The organism is Amycolatopsis sp. NPDC104863 (genome assembly GCF_055582965.1).
In genome coordinates this window covers 966,603-986,310 of the sequence record NZ_JBVJOW010000002.1, presented here as the reverse complement: position 1 = coordinate 986,310, position 19,708 = coordinate 966,603, and the positions used below count along the sequence as shown (strand labels likewise).

Here is a 19,708-nt window from a genome sequence, read left to right as displayed (position 1 = left end):
AAACCGCGGGGGGGGGGGGTGGTTGTAGGCCCAGGACAACACCAAACAAGAGGCGTGTCCCCGGGCCGCCGCCGTCGCGCTGACGGCCGCAAACCCGGGCCCGGTACCGAGGTTATGTCTTCTGGTCGAGCGGTTGGCCGCGATCGGGCCGGCGTTCAGGCGCTGTGGTCACGGCTGCCGAGGCCGCGACCGGATCCAGGCCCGATCGACGCCGAGATGCGTGATCGCATGGAAGCCCGCGCGTAGAGGCTGTTCACAGTCGCGCCCGGCCCGTTCAGATGCCGTTCCGGTCGCGGGGTCACAGCCGGCGGTCAACCGCGAGGATCACCCGCCACGCAACCACCTGACCTCTCCCGGCGGGGGGCCGGGCCGGCACGTCACCGTTGCCGAGCCGCATACCCTGGCCGACCTTCCGCCACAAGCAGAATGCGCCTTTTCCGGCCGAGTCTCAACCTTTTCGTAACCCCACCTTCGGGCGATGTTGCGACGGCATTTTTACCGGCACGCAGTTCGGACTCGGACCGCGCGGTCCCTTGATCACCGTTCTAGGCTGCCTTATGACCGAGGAGCGGCCTGTGCGTTGGTTGAACGAAGCCGAGATGGCGGCTTGGCGCTCCTACATCGTCGCGACCCTCCGGCTGCGCCAGCGGCTGCACCGCGAGCTGGCCGACCGGCACGCGGTGTCGCTGACCGACTACGAGGTGCTCGTCTGCCTGGAGTTCCAGCCCGGGCAGCGGATGCGGATGTCGGAGCTGGCGGTGCTGATGGGCTCGACGAAGAGCCGGCTGTCCCACCAGGTCGGCCGCCTCGAGGACGCGGGGCTCGTCCGGCGCGTCCGCGACCCGGAGGACAAGCGCGGCGTCATCACGGAGCTGGCGGAGGAAGGCAAGGCCCTCCTGCAGACGGCCGCGCCGACCCACCTGGAAGGGGTGCGCGAGCACCTGATCGACCTGCTGAGCCCCGCCGAGCAGGCGACGATCGCCGCGGCGTTCGAGCGGGTGCTGGACCACCTGTCGGAGGTGGAGAGCTGAACCCGGGCGCGGCTAGCGCGCGCCCGGGGTTCGAAGCGGTAGCGGTGGGATTCGAACCCACGGAGAGGTTGCCCCCTCGCATGTTTTCAAGACATGTTCCTTCGGCCGCTCGGACACGCTACCTCGCCCCCCGAGCGTAGCCGACGGGTCGCGGGGCAACCTGGGCCCGGCCTGGGACGTGCTTCTCGCATGGGGACAGCAGAGGACGAACCGGACCGCGGACTGCGGCTCGGCAACCTGGCCGGCGTCTTCGGGATCCTGCTGCTGCTGTCGCTGGTGCTGATCGGGGTGTTCGGCGTCAAGGCCTACAACGAGACGCAGTCGCGGGTGCTGCCGGGCGAGGTGACCGTCGACGGGCCCGGCAACCACCGGCTGACCGTGGCCTACACCGGCCCCGACGGGCGGGTGGTGACCAGGGTGTTCTCGGTGAACCAGCGGAACCCGACGCCCGCCGGCTCGGCGGTCGGCGTCCGGTACTGGCCCGCCACCGGCCGGATCGACCTCGACGACGGGATCCCGCCGCTCACCTGGCTGGTGCTCGGCGGGGTGCTGCTGCCCGTCGGGGGCGTCGGGTTCGCCGTGACGCTGCGCCGGATGCGGGCTAGCTCCAACTGAGCGTGAGCGCCGCGCCCTGGGCGTGGCCGGCCTCCGCGGCCGGGGTGCGTGTCGACGGGTCCAGCGGGTTCGGGCCGAACGCCGCCACCGACGCCTCGTCCGGGGTGACCAGCGCGACCTCGGCGCCCTTCGCGCGCAGGTCGTCGAGGACCTCCGTGAGCGGTTTCTCCCTCGGCAAGGCGGATTCCAGCCCGAGCGGCGAGACGACCGTGACGCGCGTGAAGCCCGTCGCGTAGTCCGCGTTCTCCGCCGAGCGGACGCCGCCGTCGACGTAGCGGCGGCCCTCGATCGTCACCGCCGGCCAGACACCCGGGACCGCGCAGCTCGCCGCCACCGCGTCGACCAGGGTCGCCCCCGATGCGCGGTCGAACTGCCGCGGCTCGCCGGTTTCCGCGTCCACCGCCACGATCACCAGGCGCTGCTCCGGCCAGTCGTGCGCCGGCAGGCGCGCCTCGATCACCGCGCGGCGGTCCGCTTCCGACACCGTTTCGGCCGTCAGCGCGAGCTTTCCCACCGCTCGGCGCACGTCGGCCGGCGAGCCGGCTCCGGCGAACGCGCTCCCGAAGTCCGCGGCGAACTTCTCGAAGTCGATGTCGGCCGGGATCTCCGGCGCCTGGCGCGCCGGGTCGGTCTGGCGGGCGAGGAGCTCGTCGAGGGAGACGCCGCTGGTCACCTGCGCCGCGACCGCCGCCCCGGCCGACGTCCCGACGAGCAGGTCCGCCCCCGTGAGGTCCTGGCCGTGGCCGGCCAGCCCGGCCAGCAGCCCCGTCGTCCACGCGATCCCGGCGACCCCGCCGCCGCCCAGCACCAAAGCCTGTCCGCTCATGGGGCCAGCGTATCGACCGGGACCGACAGTTTCGGCCGATCAGGCCTGGCGCAGGGCTTTCGCGGCGATCCGCGCCTGCACCTCGGGCCGGCGCAGCGGCGGCACGGTGGCCGGCGGCTGACGGCGTTCGGGCAGCTGCTCCAGCAGCCGCGCGGTGATCTCCGTGATCTCGGCGACCGCGGCTTCGAACGGCTCGCGCGTGGCGTCCGAGAGCGACTGGACGCCGGTCACCTTGCGGACGTACTGGCGGGCCGCGGCCTCGATCTCCTCGCCCGTCGCGGCCGGCTGGAGCCCCCGGAGGGTGGTGATGTTTCGGCACATGCCGCCCAGGGTACGACTCTCCGGACGCTTCGATCACACGGTCGGGTAGGCCGGGCCCCACCTCGTTGACGCCGGATCCCGCGGTTGGGCAGTGTCGGGGAAGTGCCTCTCAGACCGCGTCCCTTCCGCTCCGCCCGTCCCGAACCCGGCATCCTCGAAGAAGCACCGCCCGAAACCCCGATCCCGGAACAGGCGTGGCCCCGCGTGCGGGCCGACGAGCTGGTCACCCTCGTGGCACACGTCTTCGCCGCCCACGGCTTCCCCGAGGCGCGGGCCCGCATCGCGGCCGAAGCGCTCTGCCACGGCGATCTCACCGGGTCGCCGGAGACCGGGGTCGCCGACCTGACCCGCGTCCACCTGCCGCTGCTGGAAAACGGGCTCGTCGTGCCGCACGCCGAGCCGTTGATGATCGCCGACCGCGGGGCCGCCGCGCTGATCGACTACCGCCGCGCGCCCGGGCTCTGGGCCGTCGGCGACGCGATGGACCGGGCCGTGACGCGGGCCGGGCGCTTCGGCGTCGGGCTCGTTTCGCTGCGCGGGGTCGGGCCGTTCGGCCGGGCCGGCCACCACGCCGCGCGCGCCCTGCCGCACGCGATGATCGGGCTGGTGCTCGCCGCGGGCGGGGAGCCCGGCCAGCCGATGAACCCACTGGGCATGGCGGCCCCGGGCGGCGCGTACCCCGAGTTCGTCTTCGACATGGACCGGTCCGGCTCCGAAGGCGCCGGGTTGACGCTGCTCGTCGAGGTCCTCGCCGGGGTGCTCTCGGGCGTCGCCGACCACGAGCACGACACCGGCCTGCTCGTGCTGGCGATCGCGCCGACGACGTTGCGCAGCGCGGACGGCTTCTACCGCGCGGCCAGCGCCCTGTTCGGCAGCATGCTCGGCTGGGAGGGCGGGGCGCCGATCCGCTACCCCGGCTGGCGGGAGGCCCAGCACCTCGAACAGTGCCGGGCGCTGGGCGTGCCGCTGGCGGGGCCGGTGCGCCGCGAGCTCGACGCGCTGGCCGCGTCGATCGGCCTGCCGCCGCTGACCAGCGTCGGCTAGCGGACCAGGACGACCTTGCCGCGGTCGGGACCCACCGCCACCACGTCGCCGTCGGACAGCTGGCGGCCGCGGCGGGTCTCGACCTCGCCGTTGACCAGGACCTCTTCGGCGTCGATCAGGTCCTTCGCGTGGGAGCCGTCTTCGGCGAGGCCGGCCAGCTTGAGGAACTGGCCGAGCCGGATCGGCTCGCCGGTGATGGGTACGTCGACGGGATCACTCATACGCGCATCATGCCCGGGCGGTCGTCTGCCGGTAGAGGGCCTGGACGTCCGTGTCGAAGTAGCTCGAGTAGGACGTGTCGGGGTCGTCCCCGCCGTACTCGAACCCGCCGATGACGCCGATGACCTTGCCGAGGCGGGTCTGCGGGTCGGGCGCGGTGACCCAGGGGCCGCCGCTGGTGCCGGTCGGGAAGCCGACGCAGTCCACTTTCAGCTGGTAGGTGTCCTGGCGGCTGGTCGTGTTCTGGCAGACGGCCGGCGTCTCGGAGTCGTCCGGGTAGCCGGTGAGGGTGATGGCCTGCTCGAACTCGCCGCCGGTGGCGAGCGTGTTCGCGCCGACCAGGCTCTCCAGGGTCTTCGTGGCGCCCGCCTGGTGCGCGGTGGCGAAGCCGACGTCGAGGTCCTGGTCCGACGACGCGGCCCAGCCGGGCGCGACCAGCTCGTCGGCCACCGCCCAGTAGCCGAAGGGTGCGACACCGTCGTGGTAGCCCGGCGCGAACGTGACGCCGGTGAGGTAGCCGCCGCCCTCGCCGTCGTGGATGCAGTGGGCGGCGGTCAGCAGGACGTCACCCTGCTGGCTGTGCACCACGCTGGCGGTGCAGTAGTGCGAGCCCTCGATGAAGAGCGCGCCGACCGCGGGACTGGACGCCGTGGGCAGGTCCGGCGCCGCCACCGGGGCGGCCTCGACGGCCGGGGCGTCCGCGGGTTCCGGCGGCCGGCCGGCGAAGGCCACGACGAACGCCGCCCCGAGCAGCAGGACCGCGGCGACGGTGAGCAGAACGGCGGGCCGCCGCACGTGCATCGCCTCCTCGTCACTCGACCGCCATCACTCTAAGGTGCCGGGGCGAGACGATCAGCACACCCACAGCAAGTTCACAGGCGCTACCATCCGTAACACCTCAGGGAGGGCCGATGAAGCAGTTCGCGGACAAGGTCGTGGTGATCACCGGAGCGGGCTCGGGGATCGGCCGGGCGCTGGCTCTGGAGTTCGCGCGCCGCGGGGCACGGGTAGCGCTCTCCGATGTCAACGCCGCGAACGCGGAGGAGACGGCGAAGCTGGCCGGGGACAAGGCCCGGGCGTACACCCTGGACGTCGCCGACCGCGCCGCCGTGCTCGCGCACGCCGAGGAGGTCGCGGGCGAGTTCGGCGGGGTCAACGTCGTCGTGAACAACGCGGGTGTCGCGCTCGGCGCCACCGTCGAGGAGATGACCTTCGAGGACTACGACTGGCTGATGGGCATCAACCTCGGCGGTGTCGTGAACGGCACGAAGGCGTTCTTGCCGCACTTGATCGCGTCCGGCGACGGGCATGTCGTGAACATTTCCAGCATCTTCGGCTTCGTCGGCGTACCGACGCAGAGCGCCTACAACGCGGCGAAGTTCGCGGTGCGGGGATTCACCGAGGCCCTGCGCGAAGAAATGCTGATCGCGCGGCGCCCGGTGGGCGTCAGCTGCGTGCATCCCGGTGGGATCAAAACCAACATCGTGCGCAACTCGCGAGGTGGTTCCGGCGACCAGGAGAAGGCCGCACAGGGCTTCGACCGGATCGCGAAGACGACGCCGGACAAGGCGGCGCAAACGATCCTGCGCGGGATCGAGCGGAAGTCGGCGCGGATCCTCATCGGGCCGGACGCCTACGTCGTCGACGCCATCCCGCGCGTGCTCGGCTCGGCCTACCAGCGGCCGCTGGCGATGCTCGCGCGCATGGGGATCCGGAAGACGGAAAGCTGAATCGCATTCGGACTACGACTTTCAGGGTGTCCGCACCGGAATAAGCTTCACCCGATGGAGTTGCGTTTCGGACAGGCCCGTCCGAAATGGTCCAGAATGCGTGGGGTCCACGAGCCCCGTACCGGAGGTCCCCGATGCTTCGCACCGCACAGCGCAGTGCGACCCGTCCGTCCGGCGACACCGCGGTGGAGCTGCTGGATCGCACCGGCATCATCGCGGCGAGCCTGCCCCGGCGCCGCCGCACCGACGACGAGCCGATCTACACGCGGCCGCCGGTGTGCGACCAGGACCTGCGGCCCAAGTCGGTGGTGATCCGGCGCCGCGCCCGCACCTGGCTCGGCAGCGGCGCCGCCGTGCTGCTCGTCGCCGTCGGCTGGCTCGGCGGCGGAATGCTCTCCGGCGGGCTGTTCGGCGCGCCGCCGGCCGACGACGTCGCCCAGCTGGACCCACGCCCGGCCGTCGCCGAGGCGCCCGCGCCGCAGGCTCCCCAGGCGCCGGCGGTCACCCCGCCGCCGACCACCGTGTACGTGGCGGTGCCCGCCAAGCCGGCTCCGAAGAACGTTCAGGCGCAGGCGAAACCGCAGCCGAAGAAGAAGTCCTCGGCGGACGCCGAGGCGCGCGCGGACCTGCCGTCACCCCCGCCGTCGCCGTCGACGACCAACCCGGTGCAGGCCTGGGTGAACGTCGCCGAAAGCATGATGGAGCAGTACCAGTACCGCTCCGAGACGACCACGACCCGCCGCTGACCGCGGCCCTCAGGCGCCGCTCCAGCGGTACTCGTGCTCGGGGCGCCCGGTGGCGCCGTAGCGCAGCCGCATCTGGACGGTCCCGGACTCCGCCAGCGCCGTCAGGTACCGCTGGGCCGTCGCGCGCGCCATGCCGAGCTCGCCGGCGACCTCGGCCGCCGACAGCGGGCGGCCGGCCCGCCGCAGCTGCTCCGAGACGAGCCGGGACGTCGCCGTCGACTGGCCCTTCGGCGCGGACGTGCGGTCCTGGTCGTGCAGCACCCGGTACGCGCGGTCGACGTCGTCCTGGGCCATCGGGCGCTCGGCCGTGAGCAGGCCGCGGAAGCGCGCGTACGACGTCAGCCGCTCCGCGAGCTGGCGGGTGGTGAACGGCTTGATCAGGTAGTTCAGCGCGCCGGCCCGGATCGCCGCGGCCACCGACGCGCTGTCGGTCGCCGCGGACAGCACGATCGTGTCGGTCTGCAGCTCCGGCAGCACCGCGAGGCCGGACTCGTCGGGCAGGTAGACGTCGAGCAGCACCAGGTCCGGCGAGAGCTCGCGGACACGCGCGCGGGCCTCGGCGGCGGTGTGCGCGGTGCCGACCACCGCGAAGCCGTCCACCTCCTCGACGAACCCGGCGTGCACTCCGGCGACCCGGAAGTCGTCGTCCACGATGAGCGTGCGGATCATCCGTCCTCCGTCAGCATTCCGGGCAGTTTCGCGACGAACAGGGCGCCGGTCTCACCGTCGCCGGGACCGGCCAGCCAGACGTCGCCGCCGCGGGCGCGCGCGGCCTGCCGGGCCAGGGCCAGCCCGATCCCGTGGCCGGGCGCGATCTTCGTCGAGACGCCTTCGTCGAACAACTTCCGCCGCAGGTCCTCCGGCACACCGGGTCCACTGTCCACAACGGACAGGTGGAGGGTCGTTCCTTCGGCGAGCAGGGAGATCTCGACCGTCGCCGGCCGCCGCGGGCCCATCCGCGCGGCGTGCAGCGCGTTGTCGACGAGGTTGCCGATGACTGTGTTCGCGGCGATCGGGTCGGTGACCGCCGAGGGCACCCAGGTGTCGTCGGCGAGCTTGAGCGTGAGGCCCTTTTCCTGCGCCTGCTCGGTTTTCGCGACGAGCAGCGCCTGCAGGTACGGGTCGGCGACGGCGTCACCGAGCTCGCTCGGCCGCGCGGACGACGAGTCCGTCAGCGTCTGCAGGTATTCGACGGCTTCGGTGTGGTGACCCAGCTGGAGCAGCCCGTAGAGCGTGTGCAGCCGGTTCGCGAACTCGTGCCGTTGCGCGCGCAGGCCGTCGGACAGCGCGCGGATGCCGTCGAGCTCACGGGTGAGCGTGTCGAGGTCGGTGCGGTCGCGGAAGGTCAGCACGGTGCCGATCGGCCGGTCGTCGAGCCGCACCGCGCGCGAGTTGATGACGAGCACGCGGTTTCCGGCCACCGCCAGGAGGTTGTCGACCGGGCGCCCCTCGGCGACGGCCTTGTGCACCCGCGGTGAGAGTTCGAGCTCGGCCATCGCCGCGCCGATCGGGAGCTCGGTGCCGAGCAGACGTTCGGCTTCGTCGTTGCGCACCGAGACGCGGTTCGCCTCGTCGACGGCGAGCACCCCCTCACCGATCCCGTGCAGCACGGCTTCGCGTTCGTAGAGGAGTTCGGTGAGTTCGTGCGGTTCCAGGCCGTGCGTGACGCGCCGCAGCCGGCGGTTGAGCAGCGCCGACGCGCCCGCGCCGAGCAGCAGCGCGCCGCCGGCGAACACGAGCGTGATCACCAGCAGGCGGTTGAAGTCGCCGGTCGGGTCGCCGACTTCGAAGCCGACGCTGACTTCGCCGACCACGCGCTTTCCTTGCCAGATGGGGGTCTTGCTGCGCACGGACAACCCGAGCGTGCCGCTCTGCACCGCGCTGATCTCGTCGAACCCGGCGAGCGCGCGATCGGGTGGGGTGCTGACCATCTTGCCGATCTCGCTCGCCGTCGGGTGGGCCAGCCGGATGCCCTTGTCATCGGTGATCACGACGAACAGCGCGTCGTTGGCCGTGTTGACCGCCAGCGCCCGCTCTTCGAGCGCGCCACCCGGGATCTTCGCGGCGGCGTTCGCGACGACGACCGGGTCCGCCGCCACCGACTTCGCGATGGCCAGGGCCCGGTGCCCGTACTGGTCGGTGAGGGTGCTCGACAGCAGCACGCTGACCAGCGCGACGCCGATCCCGACGACGAGCACGACCACGCCGATCTGGAGCAGCAGCACCTGCCTGCTGAACCGCATCCGCGGGAAGAACGCCCACTTTGGCATGGCTCGGAACCATACCCCCTGGTCAACGCTGTGCGCTAAATGAGCAAAACATTCAGAACGCGCAGGTCGCGCGGAGAACGTCGACAAGCTTCACGTCCGCGCCACACGTACTTAACGTCCTCTCCCAACGCGTGACCCCCACCACGTGACGAAGGAGTCACCTCCCCATGGTTCCCCCACTGATCGAACTCACCGGAGCCACCAAACGGTTCCCGAGCGGGTCCGGTTCCGTGCACACGGCCGTCCGCGACCTGACCATGACCGTCCAGCCCGGCGAGTTCGTCGCCGTTGTCGGCCCCACCGGCTGCGGCAAGTCGACGACGCTCTCCCTCGTGTCCGGGCTCCAGCCGCCGTCCGCCGGGCGGGTGCAGGTGAACGGCGAGGACGTGAAGTCCATTCCGGACGGTGTCGGGTACATGTTCCAGACCGACGCCGTGATGCCGTGGCGTTCGGTGCTGGACAACGTCGCGTCCGGCCCGCGCTTCCGCGGCGCGTCGAAGGCCGAGGCCCGCGCGCAGGCCGTCGACTGGATCGCCCGCGTCGGGCTCGCCGGGTTCGAGAAGTACTACCCGCACCAGCTTTCCGGCGGGATGCGCAAGCGCGTCGCGCTGGCCCAGACGCTCGTCACCAAGCCGAAGATCATGCTGATGGACGAGCCGTTCTCGGCCTTGGACGTGCAGACCCGCGCGCTGATGCAGGACGAGCTGCTGCGGCTGTGGTCCGGTTCGGGGGCCGCGGTGATCTTCGTGACGCACGACCTCGACGAGGCGATCGCGCTGGCGGACAAGGTCGTCGTGCTGACGACGTCGCCGGCCACCGTGAAGGACGTCTTCGAGATCCCGCTGGAGCGGCCGCGGAAGGTCGAGGACCTGCGGCTCACCGAGGAGTTCCGCAAGCTCTACGCCGACATCTGGGAATCACTGCGCAGTGAGGTCGACAAGGCCCGCGAGAAGGGAGCGTCCCGTGTCGCTTGAGACCCCCGCGGCGGCGCCGGCCACCGCCCTGCCGGTGCTGGAGACCGAGCAGGACATCCTCACGAAGGCCAAGCGGGCGACGTCCCGGCGCAAGCGCAACACCTGGCTGCTGCGGCTGGCGCTGGTGATCGCCTGGCTCGGCAGCTGGGAGCTGACGGCGACCTACTGGATCGACCCGTTCTTCTATTCGAAGCCGTCGCGCATCTGGGAACGGCTGGTCGAGTGGGTCACCGCCGGGACCGACTTCGGCTCCCTCTGGTACCAGCTGTGGGTCACCGTCGAGGAAGCCCTGGTCGGGTTCGCCATCGGCGCCGTGGCCGGTGTCATCTTCGGCGTGATCCTGGGCCGCAGCCGGTACCTGGCCGACGTGCTGGCGCCGTTCATCAAGGCCGCCAACGCCGTGCCGCGCATCGTGCTCGCCTCGCTCTTCGTGATCTGGTTCGGGCTGGGGCTGGCGTCGAAGGTCGCCACGGTCGTCGTGCTGGTGTTCTTCGTGGTGTTCTTCAACGCCTTCACCGGCGCCCGCGAGGTGGACCGCAACCTGATCGACAACGCGCGCATCCTCGGCGCGGGCAAGATGCAGGTGATCAAGGCGATCGTGCTGCCGAGCGCGACGTCGTGGATCCTGTCGTCGCTGCACACCGCGTTCGGCTTCGCGCTGATCGGCGCGGTCGTCGGTGAGTACGCCGGTTCGAAGGCCGGCATCGGCTTCCTCATCTCCAACGCGCAGGGCACCTTCGACTCCGCCGGCATCTACGCCGCGATGATCATCATCACCGTGGTCGCCCTGTTCGCCGAGTGGGGCATCGGGAACCTCGAAAACCGGCTGCTGCGGTGGCGGCCGTCGATGTCCGGCTCCAGCGACCAGACCGTCATCTGAAAGGGAACGAACCGATGAGGATTCGACGCAGTGTCGCCGCGCTCGCCGCGCTGACCGTGGTGGCGGCGATGACCACCGCCTGCCAGGACTCGCGGGTCGCCCAGACGGGCGAGGGCGGCAAGCCGAAGGTCACGATCATGGTGGGGGGCCTGGAAAAGGTCATCTACCTGCCCGCGATGCTCACCCAGCAGCTGGGGAACTTCGCCGCCCAGGGCATCGACGTCGAGCTGCAGAGCGAGCAGTCGGGCGCCAACGCCGAGACCGCGCTCGTGGCCGGCCAGGTGCAGGGCGTGGTCGGGTTCTACGACCACACGATCGACCTGCAGGCCAAGGACCAGTGCATCAAGAGCGTGGTGCAGATGGCCAACATCCCGGGTGAAGCCGAGGTCGTCAGCACCGCGCAGGCCGGCCAGATCAAGGGCGCGGCCGACTTCAAGGGCAAGAAGCTGGGCGTGACGTCGCTCGGGTCGTCCACCGACTTCCTGACGAAGGCGCTGGCGGCCAAGGCGGGCGTGGGCGCCGACCAGTACACGCCGGTCAAGGTCGGCGCCGGCCAGACGTTCATCGCGAGCCTCGACAACGGCGGCATCGACGGCGGCATGACGACCGACCCGACCATCGCGCAGCTGACCAACACCGGCAAGGCGAAGGTGCTGTTCGACCTGCGGACCGTCGAGGGCACGAAGGCCGCGCTGGGCGGGCTGTACCCGGCGTCGTCGCTCTACATGGGCTGCGACTTCGTGGACCGGAACAAGGACGCCGTGCAGAAGCTGGCCAACGCGTTCGTGGCCACGCTGAAGTGGATCAGCCAGCACAGCCCGGAGGAGATCGCGGCGAAGATGCCGGCGTCCTACAGCGGCGGTGACAAGGCGCTGTACATCAAGTCCGTCAAGGACAGCATCGGCATGTTCAACGCCGACGGGAAGATGGACGCCGGCGGCGCCAAGAACGCGCTCGAGGTGCTTTCGAGCTTCTCGAAGAACGTGCAGCCGAGGAAGGACTCGATCGACCTGTCGAAGACCTACACGACGGAATTCGTCGACGCGGCCGCGAAACAGGGTTAGACCTCCGCTCACCTGACCGGGCGGTGGGTGAGCTGCATGACCCGTGAAGGCCTCTTCCCCCGCGGAGGCCTTCACGGGTCTTTTCGTTCATTCCCGCGCAATTCCGGCAAATGGTGAGGATTTCCCGTAATGTGAAGACCCTTCGAAAGTAGCTACCTTTGGTGGCGGGTTGCTCCAACACTTGGGACACGGTTTTCCCGGTCCCCCTCGGTGAACGGAGTCCCCGCATGTCCAGAATCCTCGCGTCGCGTGCTGCCCGTGTCCTCACGGCGGTCGCCGCTGCTGCCGCCGGCCTCGCTGTCTCGGGTACGGCGCACGCCGCGGTCGAGTACGGGTCCCACTTCCACGGCCACCAGTTCTCCGGCGGCAACTGGGGTGGCTACGTCAGCTTCGGCAGCTTCACGACGGCGACGGCGAGCTGGACCGAACCGACCGTGACGTGCCGGTCGAGCAACGACCTCTTCGCGCCCTGGGTCGGCATCGACGGCGACGGATCGTCCACAGTGGAGCAGACCGGCGTCGAGACGGACTGCTCCAGCGGGCGTCCGGTGTATTCGGCCTGGTACGAGATGTACCCGGCCGCACCGGTGTACTACAACGTCTCGGTCGGCGCGGGTGACCACATCACCGCGACGGTGACGCGCACCGCCACCAACACCTACCGCCTCGACCTCTCCGACACGACCAAGGGCTGGACGAAGACGACCACGAAGTCGCTGACGTCCAAGCACGCGTCGGCGGAGGCGATCATCGAGTCCCCGACCGACTCCTACCCGACCATTTCGGGCGGCATCACGTTCACCGGCGTCAAGTTCAACGGGACGAACCTGGCCTCGACCAGCCCGTCCGCCCTGAACGCCGACGACCGCGGCACCGGCACGTGGATCCCGGGCGCGATCGGCTCGGACGGCCAGAGCTTCACGATCGCGCGGCACTGAGTCACTTCAGGTTGTTGATCGCCCAGGCGACGACCATCACCGCGAGGATGAGCGAAATGGCCGCCTGCAGCATCATCGTCATCTTCGCCCAGATCCGCAGGGGCATGACGTCGGTGGGGCTGAAGGCGGCCGCGTTCGTGAACGAGAAGTAGAGGTAGTCCAGGTAGGACGGTTCCCAGTCCTGGTGCGCCAGGTCCGGGTCGGCCATCTGCGGGAACTGCAGGTCGGGGTACTGCGCCCGGCCTGCAGCCCGCTTGCCCGGGCCGCCGCGGTCGAACTCCCAGTACCAGAGGGAGAACGCGACGATGTTCGTCCAGTAGACGATCCCGCCGGTGACCAGCACGGCCCCGGCGCGGTCGCCGATGGAGCCGGTCGCGATGCTGTAGACGAGCGTGACGGCGGACCCGGCGTTCACCGCGGTCACCGCCGCGACGAGCAGCAGAGAGATGACCCGTTCGACCGCGCTGAACTCCGTCATCGGACCCGGGTTGACCAGCAGCAGGGCGACCACGAGCAGCGCGGACACCGCGGGCAGCAGCCACTGCGGGTGCAGCGCCATGTCGTCGGGCAGGACGACCTGCAGCACGAGCGTGGCGACGACCACGCCCATGGCGGGCCAGCGCGTCTCCCCGGAGGTCCGCCGGCGCCAGGCGGGAAGTGCCTCTTCAGTCACCGGCCCAACGTAGGACGCCCTCGCCCGGCTAGCCAGCCGGTGCGGTGGTGACTTCGCCGGGCAGCTTGCGCGCCACGTCCGTCCGCGAGCGCGCGCCGAGCTTCCGCAGCACCTTCGCCACGTGCTGCTCCACCGTCCGCGGCGAGAGGAACAGCCCGTCCGCGATCTCCCGGTTCGTCCGGCCCTCCGCGAGCATCCGCGCCACTTCGCGTTCCCGCGGCGACAGCTCACTCCCGTATCCGCGCCGCCCGCGCTGCGAAGGCGCCCAGGCGCCGTGTTCACGCAGCTGGTGACGGCACCTTCCGGCATCCCGCGTCGCGCCTAACTGCTCGTACGCCTCGGCAGCCGCTGTCAGCTCCTCGACCGCGTCGCGGTTGCCCGCGGCGAGACGGCACATCGCGGCCCGCTCCCGCATCGCCGTCGCCGGGTACGGCATCGGCAGGGTCACGTAACCGGACGCGGCTTCGTCGAACAGCGCGGCCGCCGCGAGGTGCTTGCCGCGTGCCTCCAGCAGCACCGCCCGGCCCGCCACCAGGGCCGCCGTGGCCACCGGCGCGTCGCGGCCTTCGATGCCGCGGGCGAACGCCTCGACGACGTTGTCCGCCTCCGGCCAGCGCCCGGCCCGCGCGTACGCCTGGGCCGCCGCCGGAACCAGCGCCGCGCCCCAGATCCAGACGCCCTTGCGGCCGGCCGCGGCCACCGCGGTGTCGGCCACCGCACACGCGCCGTCGACGTCGTCGGTCGCCAGCAGCACCGTGATCAGCACCCCGGCCGCCGACAGCACCACCGGGATCGGGCCGCGGTCCGGCGCGTGCACGCTCGCCGCCGTCAGGTGCCGTTGGGCCGCGGCGAACTCGCCGCGCACGGCCGCGAGCCCGCCGAGCACCAGCGACGACTCCATGACGATCGGGCCGAGCTCCGGATAGCTGTCCCGCAGCTGTTCGGCGGCTTCGGCGAGCCCGGACCAGCGCCCGCGCACCCAGTCCAGCCGGACGCGGGTGCCCTGGATCAGGCCGATCGCGTACAACGCGCCCGCGTCGGTCGCGCGCCGGACGCCTTCGGTCACCAGCCGCTCCGCGCGGTCCAGGTAGCCGGCCCAGGCCTGCCCGTCAGCGAGGTTGCACCACAACCGGGCGAGCTGGACGCGCTCGGCGACCGTGCCGACGGTGTCGGACAGCGCTTCGAACTCCGTCCACGCCGAGCCGTCGCCGACGTGTGACGCGGCCGCGATGCGGTCGGCGGTCAGCGCGAGCCGCAGCTCGGGGTCGTCGAGCCGTTCGTACACCTCGCCCGCGCGGGCGCGCCAGCCTTCGTGCCAGGACAACGGCGTCAGCCCGTCGATCGGCTGGGCGAGCAGTGTGATCCCGCGCGCGGCGAGGTCGGGCCGGTCGGTCAGCTCGCCGATCGCGCGCTCGACCTCGAGCCGGCCGCGGCCGAGCCCGCCGATGGTCCGGACCAGCAGCATGCCGAGGCTCAGCCGGATCGAGCCGCGGACCGACGCCGGCAGCGTCACCTCTTCGAGGACACGTTCCAGCGTGCCGAGCACGTCCGGGCGGAAGCCGCGCAGCGCGACCTGGCTCAGCTTGCCGGCGACCCGCCCGATGTCGGCCTGCGCCGGGCCGGGTTCGGCCAGCACCGACTGCAGGAGGTCGATCGCGCGGGACGTCTCGCCGCGGGTGATCGCCTCGTCGGCGGCCGCTTCGGCGTAGTGCCGCCACTGGTCGACGCGGCCCGCGGCGCGCGAGTGCCGGGCCAGCAGCGTGAGCGGCGGGGACGGCAGCGCGGCGAGCACGCGGATCGCCTGCGCGTGCAGCAACGCGCGCTCGGGTCCGGTCACCGTGTCGTAGACGGCCTTGCGGGCCAACGGATGCCGGAAGCCGTACCGGCCGTCGCCGACTTCGCCGAGCACCCCGCCGGACAACGCGGCGAGCAGCGCGGTGCGGAGGACGTCGTCCGGCAGCCCGGCCAGCTCGCCGAGCACGGCGGCTTCGGCGCCGACGCCGAGCACTGCGGCCGCTCCGGCCAGCCGCACCGCGGGCTCGGGCAGCGTCGCGAGGCGTTCGGTGACGGCTTCCCGCAGCAGCACCGGGACTTCGAGGTTCTCCAGCAGGCGGTCGGAGAGCACTTCCCCGACCGGCAACCGTTCGGCCGCTTCCCGCAGCGCCCGGAGGGTTTCCTCGACCACAAACGGGATCCCGGCGGTGCACTCGTGCAGCTTCGCCGCGAACTCGTCGGTGACGCGCGGCACGTCGAGGAGGTCGACGGCAAGCCGGCGCACGGCCGTGACGTCGAGCGCGCCCAGCGCGACGCGCGCGGAGTGGACCGCCGGGTCGGTCCGGAAGGGGGCGCCGAGCGGGCCGGGGCGGACGTCGGTGGCGGACCGGTAGGTGGCGACGACCGCCAGCTCCGGCGGCATCGAGCCGGCGAGGAACCGCATGAGGTCGCGGGTGTCCTCGTCGGCCCACTGCAGGTCGTCGATCAGCACGAGCGCGGGCCCGCACGCCCGCAGCAGCTCCCGCACCGCGCGGAAGACGCGGTGGCGCTCGGCGACCGGGTCGGCCAGCGGCTCGGGTCGCGGGGGAAGCGCTTCCGCCAGCTCCGGCAGCAACGGCCGCAGCACCCCGGCGACCGGGCTGAGCGGCCCGAGCGGTTCGTCGCCCACCGCGCGAAGCGCTTCCAGGACGGGTCCGTAGGGAAACGGTTCCCGCAGCGGCTGACAGGCGCCGGTGAGCACCCGGCTGCCTTCGAACTCCTTGCGGCGCCCGATCTCGGCCAGCAACCGGGTGCGGCCCATGCCGGGCTCACCCTCGATCAGCACCGCGGCCGGGCGCCGCCGGAGCACGTCCACGATGGCGTCGAGCTCGGTGTCCCGGCCGGTCAGCCGGGCGGGTCCTGACCGGACGGAGACCGTCGTCGCGCGAGGAGCGGTCAACCACATACGACCTCCTCGACGCACACCGGGGGCTGTGCGCGGGAGCCTAAGCAGCGTTGATCGGTCCGTAAACCATTAACCGAATAGGTGGCCGACACCGCTCTCACACGTCCGCCTACCGGCTGTCACCGGTTTGCCGCGGGATTCACCGGTCCTGGGCCACGACGCGGGGGAAACTTCGGCGTTTTGCCCGTTCCGGTCGTGCTTAACGCGTTCAGGGGTGAGCGTCGGCTACCGAAAGTAGTGTCCGGAAACCCTACTTAAGGACCTGTCCGACCGGGTGACAACCCACGGTGGGGACCGCTTGGAGCAGGGGATTCGTCCGGAGTGAATGCGTATACCCATTCGCCGGGCGCCCGGATTGCACCGTAACGCCCACTGCGGGGACCCTCACCCGGGGGAGTACCACTGCGTGGCCGGTGCGGAGCCGCGCGTAACCAGCTAGGGAGAAGCATGAAGATCGCGAGACTTCTCGGTGCCGCTGCCACCGCGGTCATGGCGACCGGCGCGCTCACCGCGCTCGCCGTGCCCGCGTCCGGCCAGGACCTGCTGAACCCGGACATCGTCCCCGCCATGCAGCGGGACCTGGGCCTGACCCACGACCAGGTGCTGACGCGGCTGAAGAGCGAGGACGTCGCGAACAAGGTCACCGAAGCCGTCAGCGCGACGCTCGGCGACGCGTTCGGTGGCGCCACCTACAACGCCGCCACGGGCAAGGCGCACATCCAGACGACGAACGCCGCCGAGGTCGCGAAGATCCAGGCGTCCGGGGCCGAGGCGGAGGTCGTGAAGTTCAGCGCCCGCCAGCTCGACTCCACTGTGGACAAGTTCACGGCCCTCGACAGCTCGGCGCCGTACGCGATCACCGGCTGGGGGGTGGACTCCGCCACCAACCGCGTCACGCTCTCCGTCCTGTCGGGGCAGCGCGCCGCCGCCGACGCGTTCCTCACGCGGTCCGGTGTGGACAAGTCGTCGGTGACGATTCTCGACGCGGCCGCGAAACCGGCCCTGCATGCCAACATCCGCGGTGGTGACGCCTACTACATCGGCGGCTCGTCGCGGTGCTCGGTCGGGTTCTCGACCACGACCGGCTTCGTCACCGCCGGGCACTGTGGCGCGCTCACCGGCGGCGGCTCGTTGACCGGGTCCAACGGCGCGGCGCTCGGCAGCTGGATCACCTACCGGTTCCCGGGTGTGGACTACGCGGCGGTCCGGACCAACAGCAGCTGGACCCCCGTCGCGCAGATGAACAACGGGACCGCCGTGCGCGGGCAGTCGAACGCGGCGACCGGCACCTCGGTCTGCAAGGCCGGCTCGACCACCGGCTGGACCTGCGGCACGATCGGCGCCAAGAACCAGAGCGTCCGCTACGCCGAAGGCACGGTCAACGGCATGACCGCGACCAACGTCCGCTCGGCGGCCGGTGACTCGGGCGGCGGCTTCATCAGCGGCAACTCGGCGCAGGGCATCCTGTCCGGTGGCAACACGTCCGTGACCTACTTCTACCCGATCGCCGGCGCGCTCTCCGGCACCGGCACCACCCTGAAGACCAGCTGACCCGCGAAACAGCGAAGGGCGGGTTTCGAGTGCCTCCAGCGCACTCGAAACCCGCCCTTGTCCTCGCCGCGGGAATGGGAGGTCAGGGGTCAGACGTTGCTGATCTCCTCGATCAGCCCGTCGACGTCGAAGTGCGCGCTCTCTTCGCCGAGCGGCACCAGTTCGCAGGACGCGTCGAGGAACGTACGGACGTCCTCGACCTCGAGCTCGAACGACGCATAACCGTCCGGTGACTCGATTTCGAGGGTGAGGAAGTCTTCGTCCTCGGACAGGTCCGGGCGGACCCGGACGTCACCGAGGCCGGCCGGCTCGTCGAGCCCGGCCACGAGGAGGTCACGCGCGAAGGTCCATTCGATCCACCGGCCGCGCTCGGTCCGGAACGCGACGGTGACCGCGAACGGCTCGTGCGCGTGGTAGGAGAGGCGCGAGAGGACGGGCGTGGTGCTCTCGTTCAGCACCACGAACTGGCTCTGGTGAACGGCGTCGGTGTGCATGGCCCCTCCTGGAGTCCGGTGGCGGTTCGCGCGGCGCGAACTGTTCGGCAAGGAGATGACCAGGGCCGATCGTCATGACGGAGAAACTCTCACGTTCACTTGATCGGTTGCATCCGTCCATTGTGGTGTAACGCCGGGCACATACCCCTTGCGCTCAGCCGGCGACAGGTGGTGACGGCTCGCGCAGCGCGTCCGGCAGCTTTTTCCGCAGCACGAGCAGGGCCGGGACGGCTCCCGCGCAGGTCAGGGCCAGTACGGACCACGTGAGCGCGTTGCCGACGCTGAGCAGGGCGGCCAGCAGGCCCGGCGCGAGGGCGACCGGCAGGCCCCAGGACAGCTGGAAGACCGAGCTGGCGCGCCCCTCGGCGCCGCGGGGGGCGGCCGCGGCCGCCGTGGCGGTGCCCGTCGGCCCGAACATCGTCTCCGCGACCGAGAAGCCGAGGCTGGTCAGGAGGATCAGCCCGGTGGCCACGGGCAGGGGGACGATTTCCAACGGGACGAGCAGAGTGAAGGAAACCGCGAAGAGGACGGCGGAGCCGATGAGCACCGTCGTCCGGCTGCGGCCGGCCAGCAGCGTGACGATCGGGCGCTGCGTGGTGACGACGACCACGGTGCCCAGGGTGATCGCGGTCCCGGCGATCCACTGTGGACCGTGCAGCAGGTCGCGCACGACGATCGGCAGCACCGCGAACTTGCTCGCGCTGGCGAGCGTGAAAGCCATGTGGGTGACGCAGAACCCGGTGAACGGCCGGTCCCCGAGCACCGCCCGCCAACCCGGGCTTTCACGTGAAAGCTCGGGCCCCAGGTGGGAGCTTTCACGTGAAAGCTCGGGCAGAGAGCCGATCAGGACGGCCGCGAGCGCGAAGCTCGCCGCGTTCACGTACGCGAGCAGGTGGAACGCCCACGGGCTCGTGATGGTCGGCAGCACCGCGGTCGCCGCCGCCCCGACCCCCGCGCCGGCGAAGCGTCCCACCGTCTGCGCCGCCAGCATCCGGTCCGTTTCGCTCCCGGACGTGAGCCGCGCGACCATCGGCGCGTTGCACGTCCAGAACAGGCGGTCGCCGAAGCCGGCGACCACCGAAACCACGATCACCTGCCAGCTGGTGTGGACCAGTGGGTAGGCGCAGAAGGCCGCGATCCGCACGAGGTTCCCGGCGACGAGCAGCGCCCGCGGCCCGAACCGGTCCATGGCGGCGCCGGTCGCCGGCCCGCTGACGAGCGCGAGCAGCGCGCCGGTGCTCAGCGACGTCCCCGCGTCGAGCAGGCCCATGCCCTGGCCGTGCACCAGGAACAGCAGCGCGAAGGGCACCCACAGCCCGCTGCCGAGCGCGTCGATCAGGGTGGCGGCCAGGAAGACCCGGCGATGTCGAAGCATGCTTCCCCCCGGAAAGGCA

The 19,708-nt window shown here is 71.3% G+C and carries 20 protein-coding genes and 1 tRNA gene; 10 read left to right on the top strand and 11 right to left on the bottom strand.

Features of this window, described 5'->3' with window-relative positions; genetic code table 11:
* The first annotated feature begins 557 nt into the window (after positions 1–557).
* A complete protein-coding gene (locus tag ACZ63J_RS14430; RefSeq protein WP_465400868.1) occupies positions 558–1,031 on the top strand; it encodes a MarR family winged helix-turn-helix transcriptional regulator in 474 nt (157 codons plus the stop codon).
* 36 nt (positions 1,032–1,067) lie between these two features.
* Here the strand turns inward: ACZ63J_RS14430 and ACZ63J_RS14425 are convergent.
* Positions 1,068–1,154, bottom strand: a tRNA-Ser gene (locus ACZ63J_RS14425).
* 66 nt (positions 1,155–1,220) lie between these two features.
* On the opposite strand from ACZ63J_RS14425, the gene ACZ63J_RS14420 reads away from it, so the two are divergent.
* Positions 1,221–1,646 carry a hypothetical protein gene (locus ACZ63J_RS14420; protein WP_465400867.1) on the top strand — a complete coding sequence of 142 codons (426 nt, stop codon included), beginning with the start codon at positions 1,221–1,223 and terminating at the stop codon, positions 1,644–1,646.
* Here ACZ63J_RS14420 and ACZ63J_RS14415 read toward each other — a convergent pair.
* Both ACZ63J_RS14415 and ACZ63J_RS14410 read right to left on the bottom strand, forming a co-directional pair.
* Positions 1,633–2,472 (bottom strand): patatin-like phospholipase family protein, encoded by an 840-nt coding sequence (locus ACZ63J_RS14415; RefSeq protein ID WP_465400866.1) that lies wholly within the window; start codon positions 2,470–2,472, stop codon positions 1,633–1,635. The two genes, ACZ63J_RS14420 and ACZ63J_RS14415, sit on opposite strands and share 14 nt — an antisense overlap.
* A 39-nt stretch (positions 2,473–2,511) precedes the next feature.
* Positions 2,512–2,793 carry a DUF2277 domain-containing protein gene (locus ACZ63J_RS14410; protein WP_465314057.1) on the bottom strand — a complete coding sequence of 94 codons (282 nt, stop codon included), beginning with the start codon at positions 2,791–2,793 and terminating at the stop codon, positions 2,512–2,514.
* Between the two features lie 102 nt (positions 2,794–2,895).
* Between ACZ63J_RS14410 and ACZ63J_RS14405 the strand changes: the two genes are divergently transcribed.
* Positions 2,896–3,837, top strand: a complete 942-nt coding sequence (locus tag ACZ63J_RS14405) for an Ldh family oxidoreductase (RefSeq protein ID WP_465400865.1) — start codon at positions 2,896–2,898, stop codon at positions 3,835–3,837.
* Here the strand turns inward: ACZ63J_RS14405 and ACZ63J_RS14400 are convergent.
* On the bottom strand, positions 3,834–4,058 hold the full coding sequence (locus ACZ63J_RS14400; RefSeq protein ID WP_465341611.1) for an RNA-binding S4 domain-containing protein: 225 nt from the start codon (positions 4,056–4,058) through the stop codon (positions 3,834–3,836). The two genes, ACZ63J_RS14405 and ACZ63J_RS14400, sit on opposite strands and share 4 nt — an antisense overlap.
* 7 nt (positions 4,059–4,065) lie before the next feature.
* Complete coding sequence (locus ACZ63J_RS14395) at positions 4,066–4,857, bottom strand: trypsin-like serine peptidase (RefSeq protein ID WP_465400864.1); 792 nt, start codon at positions 4,855–4,857, stop codon at positions 4,066–4,068.
* Positions 4,858–4,967: 110 nt separating this feature from the next.
* Between ACZ63J_RS14395 and ACZ63J_RS14390 the strand changes: the two genes are divergently transcribed.
* Positions 4,968–5,786, top strand: a complete 819-nt coding sequence (locus ACZ63J_RS14390) for an SDR family NAD(P)-dependent oxidoreductase (protein WP_465400863.1) — start codon at positions 4,968–4,970, stop codon at positions 5,784–5,786.
* Positions 5,787–5,920: 134 nt separating this feature from the next.
* Positions 5,921–6,532 (top strand): hypothetical protein, encoded by a 612-nt coding sequence (locus tag ACZ63J_RS14385; RefSeq protein WP_465400862.1) that lies wholly within the window; start codon positions 5,921–5,923, stop codon positions 6,530–6,532.
* Between the two features lie 9 nt (positions 6,533–6,541).
* Here the strand turns inward: ACZ63J_RS14385 and ACZ63J_RS14380 are convergent, their stop codons facing one another.
* Positions 6,542–7,201: a response regulator gene (locus ACZ63J_RS14380; protein WP_465400861.1), complete on the bottom strand. Its 660-nt coding sequence runs from the start codon at positions 7,199–7,201 to the stop codon at positions 6,542–6,544.
* A complete protein-coding gene (locus tag ACZ63J_RS14375) occupies positions 7,198–8,775 on the bottom strand; it encodes a sensor histidine kinase (RefSeq protein WP_465401009.1) in 1,578 nt (525 codons plus the stop codon). Before ACZ63J_RS14375 ends, ACZ63J_RS14380 begins: the two co-directional genes overlap by 4 nt.
* A gap of 194 nt (positions 8,776–8,969) precedes the next feature.
* Between ACZ63J_RS14375 and ACZ63J_RS14370 the strand changes: the two genes are divergently transcribed.
* The 4 genes from ACZ63J_RS14370 (at position 8,970) to ACZ63J_RS14355 (ending at position 12,658) form a co-directional block, all read left to right on the top strand.
* Entirely contained in the window at positions 8,970–9,776 is an 807-nt protein-coding gene (locus ACZ63J_RS14370; RefSeq protein ID WP_465341605.1) for an ABC transporter ATP-binding protein, read from the top strand.
* Positions 9,766–10,656, top strand: a complete 891-nt coding sequence (locus tag ACZ63J_RS14365; RefSeq protein ID WP_465341604.1) for an ABC transporter permease — start codon at positions 9,766–9,768, stop codon at positions 10,654–10,656. The genes ACZ63J_RS14370 and ACZ63J_RS14365 overlap by 11 nt, the downstream gene beginning before the upstream one ends.
* A 14-nt stretch (positions 10,657–10,670) precedes the next feature.
* A complete protein-coding gene (locus ACZ63J_RS14360) occupies positions 10,671–11,720 on the top strand; it encodes an ABC transporter substrate-binding protein (RefSeq protein WP_465400860.1) in 1,050 nt (349 codons plus the stop codon).
* A gap of 227 nt (positions 11,721–11,947) precedes the next feature.
* Complete coding sequence (locus tag ACZ63J_RS14355) at positions 11,948–12,658, top strand: G1 family glutamic endopeptidase (RefSeq protein WP_465400859.1); 711 nt, start codon at positions 11,948–11,950, stop codon at positions 12,656–12,658.
* A gap of 1 nt (position 12,659) precedes the next feature.
* On the opposite strand, the gene ACZ63J_RS14350 is transcribed toward ACZ63J_RS14355, so the two are convergent.
* Together ACZ63J_RS14350 and ACZ63J_RS14345 are read right to left on the bottom strand one after the other, a co-directional pair.
* Entirely contained in the window at positions 12,660–13,268 is a 609-nt protein-coding gene (locus tag ACZ63J_RS14350; RefSeq protein ID WP_465314091.1) for a hypothetical protein, read from the bottom strand.
* Positions 13,269–13,359: 91 nt separating this feature from the next.
* Positions 13,360–16,269 carry an ATP-binding protein gene (locus ACZ63J_RS14345; protein WP_465400858.1) on the bottom strand — a complete coding sequence of 970 codons (2,910 nt, stop codon included), beginning with the start codon at positions 16,267–16,269 and terminating at the stop codon, positions 13,360–13,362.
* 447 nt (positions 16,270–16,716) lie between these two features.
* On the opposite strand from ACZ63J_RS14345, the gene ACZ63J_RS14340 reads away from it, so the two are divergent.
* A complete protein-coding gene (locus ACZ63J_RS14340) occupies positions 16,717–17,820 on the top strand; it encodes a S1 family peptidase (RefSeq protein ID WP_465400857.1) in 1,104 nt (367 codons plus the stop codon).
* An 89-nt stretch (positions 17,821–17,909) separates the two neighbouring features.
* Here the strand turns inward: ACZ63J_RS14340 and ACZ63J_RS14335 are convergent, their stop codons facing one another.
* A complete protein-coding gene (locus ACZ63J_RS14335) occupies positions 17,910–18,314 on the bottom strand; it encodes an SsgA family sporulation/cell division regulator (RefSeq protein WP_465400856.1) in 405 nt (134 codons plus the stop codon).
* Positions 18,315–18,468: 154 nt separating this feature from the next.
* Positions 18,469–19,689, bottom strand: a complete 1,221-nt coding sequence (locus tag ACZ63J_RS14330) for an MFS transporter (RefSeq protein ID WP_465400855.1) — start codon at positions 19,687–19,689, stop codon at positions 18,469–18,471.
* Between the last annotated feature and the right edge of the window lie 19 nt (positions 19,690–19,708).

Bases quoted from the DNA above. Each gene is read 5' to 3' on its own strand.
- ACZ63J_RS14350 (WP_465314091.1), bottom strand. From the start codon at position 13,268: ATGGGCGTGGTCGTCGCCACGCTCGTGCTGCAGGTCGTCCTGCCCGAC.
- ACZ63J_RS14420 (WP_465400867.1), top strand. From the start codon at position 1,221: ATGGGGACAGCAGAGGACGAACCGGACCGCGGACTGCGGCTCGGCAAC.
- ACZ63J_RS14335 (WP_465400856.1), bottom strand. From the start codon at position 18,314: ATGCACACCGACGCCGTTCACCAGAGCCAGTTCGTGGTGCTGAACGAG.
- ACZ63J_RS14380 (WP_465400861.1), bottom strand. From the start codon at position 7,201: ATGATCCGCACGCTCATCGTGGACGACGACTTCCGGGTCGCCGGAGTG.
- ACZ63J_RS14340 (WP_465400857.1), top strand. From the start codon at position 16,717: ATGAAGATCGCGAGACTTCTCGGTGCCGCTGCCACCGCGGTCATGGCG.
- ACZ63J_RS14400 (WP_465341611.1), bottom strand. From the start codon at position 4,058: ATGAGTGATCCCGTCGACGTACCCATCACCGGCGAGCCGATCCGGCTC.
- ACZ63J_RS14385 (WP_465400862.1), top strand. From the start codon at position 5,921: ATGCTTCGCACCGCACAGCGCAGTGCGACCCGTCCGTCCGGCGACACC.
- ACZ63J_RS14345 (WP_465400858.1), bottom strand. From the start codon at position 16,269: ATGTGGTTGACCGCTCCTCGCGCGACGACGGTCTCCGTCCGGTCAGGA.
- ACZ63J_RS14415 (WP_465400866.1), bottom strand. From the start codon at position 2,472: ATGAGCGGACAGGCTTTGGTGCTGGGCGGCGGCGGGGTCGCCGGGATC.
- ACZ63J_RS14390 (WP_465400863.1), top strand. From the start codon at position 4,968: ATGAAGCAGTTCGCGGACAAGGTCGTGGTGATCACCGGAGCGGGCTCG.
- ACZ63J_RS14360 (WP_465400860.1), top strand. From the start codon at position 10,671: ATGAGGATTCGACGCAGTGTCGCCGCGCTCGCCGCGCTGACCGTGGTG.
- ACZ63J_RS14330 (WP_465400855.1), bottom strand. From the start codon at position 19,689: ATGCTTCGACATCGCCGGGTCTTCCTGGCCGCCACCCTGATCGACGCG.
- ACZ63J_RS14375 (WP_465401009.1), bottom strand. From the start codon at position 8,775: ATGCGGTTCAGCAGGCAGGTGCTGCTGCTCCAGATCGGCGTGGTCGTG.
- ACZ63J_RS14410 (WP_465314057.1), bottom strand. From the start codon at position 2,793: ATGTGCCGAAACATCACCACCCTCCGGGGGCTCCAGCCGGCCGCGACG.
- ACZ63J_RS14355 (WP_465400859.1), top strand. From the start codon at position 11,948: ATGTCCAGAATCCTCGCGTCGCGTGCTGCCCGTGTCCTCACGGCGGTC.
- ACZ63J_RS14430 (WP_465400868.1), top strand. From the start codon at position 558: ATGACCGAGGAGCGGCCTGTGCGTTGGTTGAACGAAGCCGAGATGGCG.
- ACZ63J_RS14395 (WP_465400864.1), bottom strand. From the start codon at position 4,857: ATGCACGTGCGGCGGCCCGCCGTTCTGCTCACCGTCGCCGCGGTCCTG.
- ACZ63J_RS14370 (WP_465341605.1), top strand. From the start codon at position 8,970: ATGGTTCCCCCACTGATCGAACTCACCGGAGCCACCAAACGGTTCCCG.